Consider the following 5,854-nt stretch of genomic DNA (forward strand, 5'->3'; position numbering starts at 1 on the left):
CGCCACCCGTCCGGGCAAGGCCACTTCCTGGTGGACGGCGCGCCCCGCAGCTCCGTTCCCGACCACCTCATGAAGAAGGAACTGATCTTGCACGGCATGGCGTGGGGCCACGTGCCGCGATTCATGATCGAGGACGAATTGCGGGACGGACGGCTGCTGTCCATCGCCGGACGGCACTTCCCCGGCGTGGTCGAGGAACTCTCGGCAGCGCGCCGGCGCGACCAGCCGCACGGACCGGTCGCCGACCAGCTGTGGGACTTCCTCACCCGCCACGCACCACTCCTGCGCCCGGCGCTGGGCCGCGTGCCCCGGGCGAAGAAGGCGCCCGCCCACGACAGGTGACCGGCATCGGGTGCACCTCGGCCCTGCCGGGCACGGTTGCGGCGCAGGCCTGTCCCCAGCCGGGCCAGAGGGGCACGGCCGGGCTGTGAGAGAGCTTGTCGGCGCCGTCTTCCCCGGGTAGCCCTCCGAGGGGTCGGTGTGGGCACGGCCCAGTGGGACGGGTTCGGCGACGAGCGGTGTCCCCTTGGCCGGGCCGTCCGGTGAGCTACGGCGGCGAGGTCGGCTTCGGGCCGGCGCGTTGAATATGCCCTGTCGGCACCTTGCTTGTGGGGGTCCGAGAGGTAGCGTCCTCAACATGGATTCTCACACCGTCGTTGAGCGCGCTCAGCGCCTGAAGCAGCTGCATGCCGATCACAAGCCGCTCGTTCTGCCGACCGTCTGGGACGTCTGGTCCGCACGGACGGCAGCCGGAGCCGGGTTCCACGCGCTGACAGTCGGCAGCCATCCCCTCGCCGACTCCCGCGGGGCCGACGACCACGAGGGGCAGACCTTCGAGGAGGTACTGGCCGCCGTCCGGCCGATCATCGCGGCGGTCGACATCCCCGTATCGGTGGACCTGGAGGCCGGGTACGGACAGGAGCCCGCGGATCTGATCGCCGGACTCATCGAGGTCGGCGGCGTCGGTCTCAACCTCGAGGACACCGTCCACTCGGACGGCGGCCGCGTGCGCAGCACACAGGAGCACGCGGACTACATCGCCGGTCTGCGCGCAGCGGCCGACAAGGCCGGCGTTGCGGTGTGGGTCAACGGGCGCACCGACCTCTTCCTGCACGCGGACGATCCCTCCGGCGTCCTCGACGAGGCGATCGAGCGGCTGCGGGCCATGGAGCAGGCCGGTGCCGACAGCGTCTACCCGGTGCGTATCCAGGACGACGACGAGCTGCTTACGGCGGTGACCGGCGCCGTCGCCGTGCCCGTGAACTCCACGGCTCACCCCGTCAAGCATGACCTTGAGCGCTTCCGCCGCCTCGGGGTCGGCCGGCTCACCTACGGGCCGTTGCTGCAACTCGCGCTGACGGATGCGATGAAGGACATGCTCGGGCCGTGGGCGCCCCAGAAGAGCTGATCGAGCGGTCGGGGCGCCTTGACCGCCGTTGGGGCCAGGCCAGGGCCCCTCTGCCAGAGGGCGACGCGCATCGGGCATAAGGCGCTACATACCGGTGCCGGCACGACCTGGTCTTCCTTGTTCAAGGACACGAGGGCACCCCCGGCGGCGGTCCGTCCCGCCGGTGATGCCCCTCGACGGGGCGAGGGCCCCGTGCCTCAGGTGTTGGTTCGTCAGCCCTCAGGTGCGGGTCCAGCGCTGATTGCTGCCGTTGGAGCAGGAGTAGAGCTGGATCTGGGTGCCGTTGGCCGTGCCGGCCCCGAGGGCGTCGAGGCAGAGGCCGGACTGGACGCCGACGATCGATCCGTCGGAGTTGAGGCGCCACTTCTGGTTGTCGGCGCCCCAGCAGCTGTAGATCTGGACTTTGGCGCCGTTGCCGGTGCCGCCGGCGTCGAGGCATTTGCTGCCGTAGACCCTGAGTTCGCCGGCGGTGGTGTACGTCCACTCCTGGTTGGTGCGGCCCGCGCAGTCCCACAGCTGGAGCTGGGTGCCGTCGGTCGTGCTGGAGTTCGGCACGTCCAGGCAGCGGCCTGAAGCGACGCCCTTGATCTGTCCCGCATCCGCGGGGGGCGTGGTGGAGCCGCCGTTGAGTGCATCGAGGACGGCGGTGTAGGCGGGCTTCTTGCTGCCGTCGGCGTTGAACAGCAGCGGTGTGTGCTCCGGTCGCCAGGAGTCGCTGTCGCGCACGCCCCAGACGGTGATGCCCAGGCAGCGCGAGACGGCCAGGCAGTCGTTGGTCACGGCAGCGTAGGTCGAGGCCGGGGCGCCCTGGATATCGAGCTCGGTGATGGCCACGTCGACGCCGAGGGCGGCGAAGTTCTGCAGGGTGGTGCGGAAGTTGCTGTTGTAGGGGCTTCCGCTGTTGAAGTGCGACTGGAAGCCGATGCAGTCGATCGGCACACCGCGCTGCTTGAAGTCCTTGACCATGTTGTACATGGCCTGTGTCTTGACCCAGGTCCAGTTCTCGACGTTGTAGTCGTTGTAGCAGAGCTTGGCGGCGGGGTCGGCGGCGCGCGCGGTGCGGAAGGCGACCTCGATCCAGTCGTTGCCGGTGCGCTGGAGGTTGGAGTCGCGCCGCGCACCGGAACTGCCGTCGGCGAACGCCTCGTTCACCACGTCCCACTGGGCGATCTTGCCCTTGTAGTGGCCCATCACGCCGTTGATGTGGTCGGTCATTGCCTGGCGCAGCGTGCTGCCGCTGAGGTTCTGCATCCAGCCGGGCTGTTGGGAATGCCAGGCCAGGGTGTGGCCGCGCACCTTCTTGCCGTTCTGCACCGCCCAGTTGTAGACGCGGTCACCGGCGGTGAAGTTGAACTGGCCCCGCTGGGGTTCGGTGGCGTCGATCTTCATCTCGTTCTCGGCCGTCACCGAGTTGAACTCTCGGCCCGCGATCGACGTGTACGCCGAGTCGCCCAGCCTGCCGGAGGCGATGGCGGTGCCGAAGTAGCGGCCGCTTTGTGCCGCCGCGGCGCCGAGCGTGCTCTCGGCCGCGTGTGCGGGCGGCGCCGGGGCCACGGCAAGCATCGCACCGACGATACCGGTGACCAGCGATAACACCAGACCGCTGGTCTTCCGTCGGGCAGCGGGTCTGGTGGGGGCATACAAACTCATGGCTGTATCTCCTGGAGAGACATCAGGGGAAGGACTGACGCGCGGGCTCGGGCAGGACAGTGCGAGGAGCCGGGAGCAGTTGGTGCTGAGGTGCACGGATCTGTCGTACGGCACTGGGGGCCCGAGATGGGCGGCAGGCGAAATATCGAACCGTGGTCGGCTTCTCAGACAGGGAGAGTGGGGCATTGACGGTGCAGCGTCAATACTCCTCGCAGATACATTTTCCGTTCGTCGGCCGAAACTTGCGGAACGTCACCAGGCCGGGCGATGTACCGCTTTCACCTGAGCTTTTGCTCCCCACCTCTTACACCGACCCGCTGTTTGCAGACAGATCCGCGAGATGGCTTGACCGGAGGGTCGCGTATTCCTACCTTGAGGCGTCACTGAATCCGGAAACCTTCCGAAAAAGTATCGGAACTATCTCTGCCCCGCAGCCCGGTCCGCTGTACCTGGGTCACCCCACACCCCCAAGGAGTCCTTTGATGCGGCCTCGTCACCCCTCCTCGGCCCGCCCGCGGCGCCTGCTCAGACGCTTACTCGCCCTGGTACGCGAAGGTGGCCGCGACGGGGACGCTGCCGGTGTGAGCACCCCGCGGTTCTGATGATTGCGTCGGCCGGGTCGTCTCCGGCCCGTCGATGCCGCCGGCGCGGAGTCGATGAACGCCGCGCCGGCTCCGGGCGGGCGCGGCGACATCCTTGGTACGTGAGCGGGCAGAGCGGCAGCGAATCACGTGCGGCCCGCGTCGCTCCACGACTCGCAGGCAGCCGGGAGCTACCGGGGAAATTCCAGGCCGGGCACGGCATTGCGGGCGAGGGTGTGGGCCTGTTCGGGCCACCAGACGCCGGCGGCCGGGTCGACGATGCCGTACTCGGGGTCGATGGTGCCGCCGGTGTTGCGTGTGCAGCTGCCGTCGGATTCGCCGATGGTCTTCACGTACAGGTAGGCGTCGACGAGCGGGACCTGGGTGCTGGCGGTGGGGCGGGGTCCCATGCCGCGACCGGGCGGGTTGCACCATGTCTCCGGGTCGCCGGTGTACTTGCCCGGGGGCGGCGTCCAGGCCCCGAGGCCGTTGCGGCTGGTGTCCACCACGAAGCGGGCCAGTTCATCGGTCGACGCGCCGCCCGTGTTCTGGTCGAACCAGGCGTCGGTCCAGTGCCAGGTCGATGGGTCGGTGGGGGAGACGGAGTTGCCCGGGGTGCCGTCGTTGGGCGCGGCGGGCGAGTAGTACTGACTGGCGCACCAGTCGGCGTGGCCGCGGCCCGACTCCGGTCCCTTGGTGGCGTACCACGCGCACTTGGCTATCCAGGTTCCGTAGCGCGAAGCCTGGTCGGTGGGCTGGTAGTTGGAGACATTGAGGGCAAAGCCGTCGCTCTGCTCCAGGCCGACGTCCAGGAGCCGCTGCGTGATGTCACCGACCGACTTCCACTGGCTGTTGCCCGCGTCGAGATATACTGCGGTGTTCGGCTCGCTTTTGAGGGTGCGCACAGCGTAGGCGAGGTCCGCCATGCGATAAGCGGTGAGTTCGCCGGTGGGGTCGATGTCTCCGGCGCAGTCTTTGGGGAGGGCCGCAAGGCCGTCGGGCTCCAGGACGACGGCGGCTTTGCGGGTGCCGATGCCGTCGGCGAAGGCATCGATCCACTGACGGTACGCGGCCGAGGAGGCGGCTCCGCCGCCGGAGTAGAGGCTGCAGTCGCGGCCGGGGATGTTGTAGGCGACGAGGACCGGCACACGCCGGGTGACCGCGGCGGCGTGGACGAGCTTGCGCACCTCCTTTCTGACCTGGGCGGGCGTGCCTTCGGTGAACCACTCGGCCTGCGGCTGGGCGGCCAGCTTGGCCATGTTCAGGGCGTTGGCCCGGTCCCCCTTGCGCAGGTCGGTCACCGCCTGCTCGGCGGCCTTGCTGTGCGGGTCGACGTAGAAGCGCGTGGTCGGGGTGATGACCTTCTGTCGTGTCTGTTCGGCGGGTGCTTCCTGCGCTTGTGCGGCCGGGGCCGCCGCGCAGGCAATCATCAGGGCGGCCGAGGCGAGCAGGGCCATGCGTCTGACGGGCCGGATACCGGATCTCATGTGGGCTCCTGGTCGGGACGGACAGGACAGGAACGGGGTGGGGCAGGGACGAGGACGGGGGCAGAGGCGGGGACGGGCGATGCATCGACGGGCGCGGCCACGGGAGCTCAAGGGGCGGCAGTCCGGACGGGGAGGTCAGTAGCCGTAGATCATCTTGTAGGCGACCTCGGGGAGGAACTGGTCGGCCACCGATCCGGCGCCCACACCGCAGTTGCCGTCGGATTCACCGGGCGTCTTGACCCACAGCAGCATTTCGGCCCCGCCGCCGAGCTGGGTCGGGGTGCCGAGTTTGCGGCCTGCCGGGTTGCACCATGCGCCGTTGGATCCGTAACCGTTGCGGCTGGTGTCGATGGCGTAAGGCTTGGTGTAGCCGTATGACGAGCTCAGCTTCGCGTTGATCGCGTTGCCGTACGCGGTGTTCTCGCCGGTGGTCAGGTAGTTCGAGACGTTCAGCGAGAAGCCGTGGGCCTTGCGCACTCCCGCGTCGGCCAGGTGCTGCGCCATCGTGGGGGCCGCCAGCCAGGCCGGGTTGCCGGCATCCAGGTAGACCCAGGTGTTGGGGGCCTTCTGGTTGAACTGATCGATGGCGTTGTTGAGCAGCGCGTTGCGCTCGGAGATCTGCGCAGGTGTCATGCAGCTGGTGTCTCCCAGGGCGTCCGGCTCCAGGATGACGGCGGCCGGACGACTGCCGATGCCGCTGGCGAAGGCAGCGATCCACGTCCTGTACG

General features: G+C 68.8%; 5 protein-coding genes. 2 read left to right on the plus strand and 3 right to left on the minus strand.

Annotated features, from left to right (window positions below; genetic code table 11):
• Both ACQKIP_RS37730 and ACQKIP_RS37735 read left to right on the plus strand, forming a co-directional pair.
• Positions 1–342: LysR substrate-binding domain-containing protein (locus ACQKIP_RS37730; protein ID WP_427745179.1), on the plus strand; the 342-nt coding region annotated here is incomplete at its 5' end.
• 295 nt (positions 343–637) lie between these two features.
• The gene (locus ACQKIP_RS37735) at positions 638–1,408 is read left to right on the plus strand and encodes an isocitrate lyase/PEP mutase family protein (RefSeq protein WP_365857047.1); all 771 of its coding nucleotides are present in this window, start codon (positions 638–640) and stop codon (positions 1,406–1,408) included.
• A 219-nt stretch (positions 1,409–1,627) separates the two neighbouring features.
• Here the strand turns inward: ACQKIP_RS37735 and ACQKIP_RS37740 are convergent, their stop codons facing one another.
• From ACQKIP_RS37740 to ACQKIP_RS37750, 3 genes are all read right to left on the minus strand, one after another.
• Complete coding sequence (locus ACQKIP_RS37740) at positions 1,628–3,058, minus strand: endo-1,4-beta-xylanase (protein WP_365857049.1); 1,431 nt, start codon at positions 3,056–3,058, stop codon at positions 1,628–1,630.
• Positions 3,059–3,830: 772 nt separating this feature from the next.
• Positions 3,831–5,126 (minus strand): glycoside hydrolase family 6 protein, encoded by a 1,296-nt coding sequence (locus ACQKIP_RS37745; RefSeq protein ID WP_427745180.1) that lies wholly within the window; start codon positions 5,124–5,126, stop codon positions 3,831–3,833.
• 135 nt (positions 5,127–5,261) lie between these two features.
• A partial coding sequence (locus ACQKIP_RS37750) for a glycoside hydrolase family 6 protein (protein WP_427745181.1) occupies positions 5,262–5,854 on the minus strand: 593 nt, incomplete at its 5' end.

Origin of the sequence: Streptomyces sp. NPDC059900, from assembly GCF_050270335.1 — a bacterium.
GTDB lineage: Bacteria > Actinomycetota > Actinomycetes > Streptomycetales > Streptomycetaceae > Streptomyces.

Coding starts and splice junctions, on each gene's coding strand:
- ACQKIP_RS37740 (WP_365857049.1), bottom strand. CDS start 3,058: ATGAGTTTGTATGCCCCCACCAGACCCGCTGCCCGACGGAAGACCAGC.
- ACQKIP_RS37735 (WP_365857047.1), top strand. CDS start 638: ATGGATTCTCACACCGTCGTTGAGCGCGCTCAGCGCCTGAAGCAGCTG.
- ACQKIP_RS37745 (WP_427745180.1), bottom strand. CDS start 5,126: ATGAGATCCGGTATCCGGCCCGTCAGACGCATGGCCCTGCTCGCCTCG.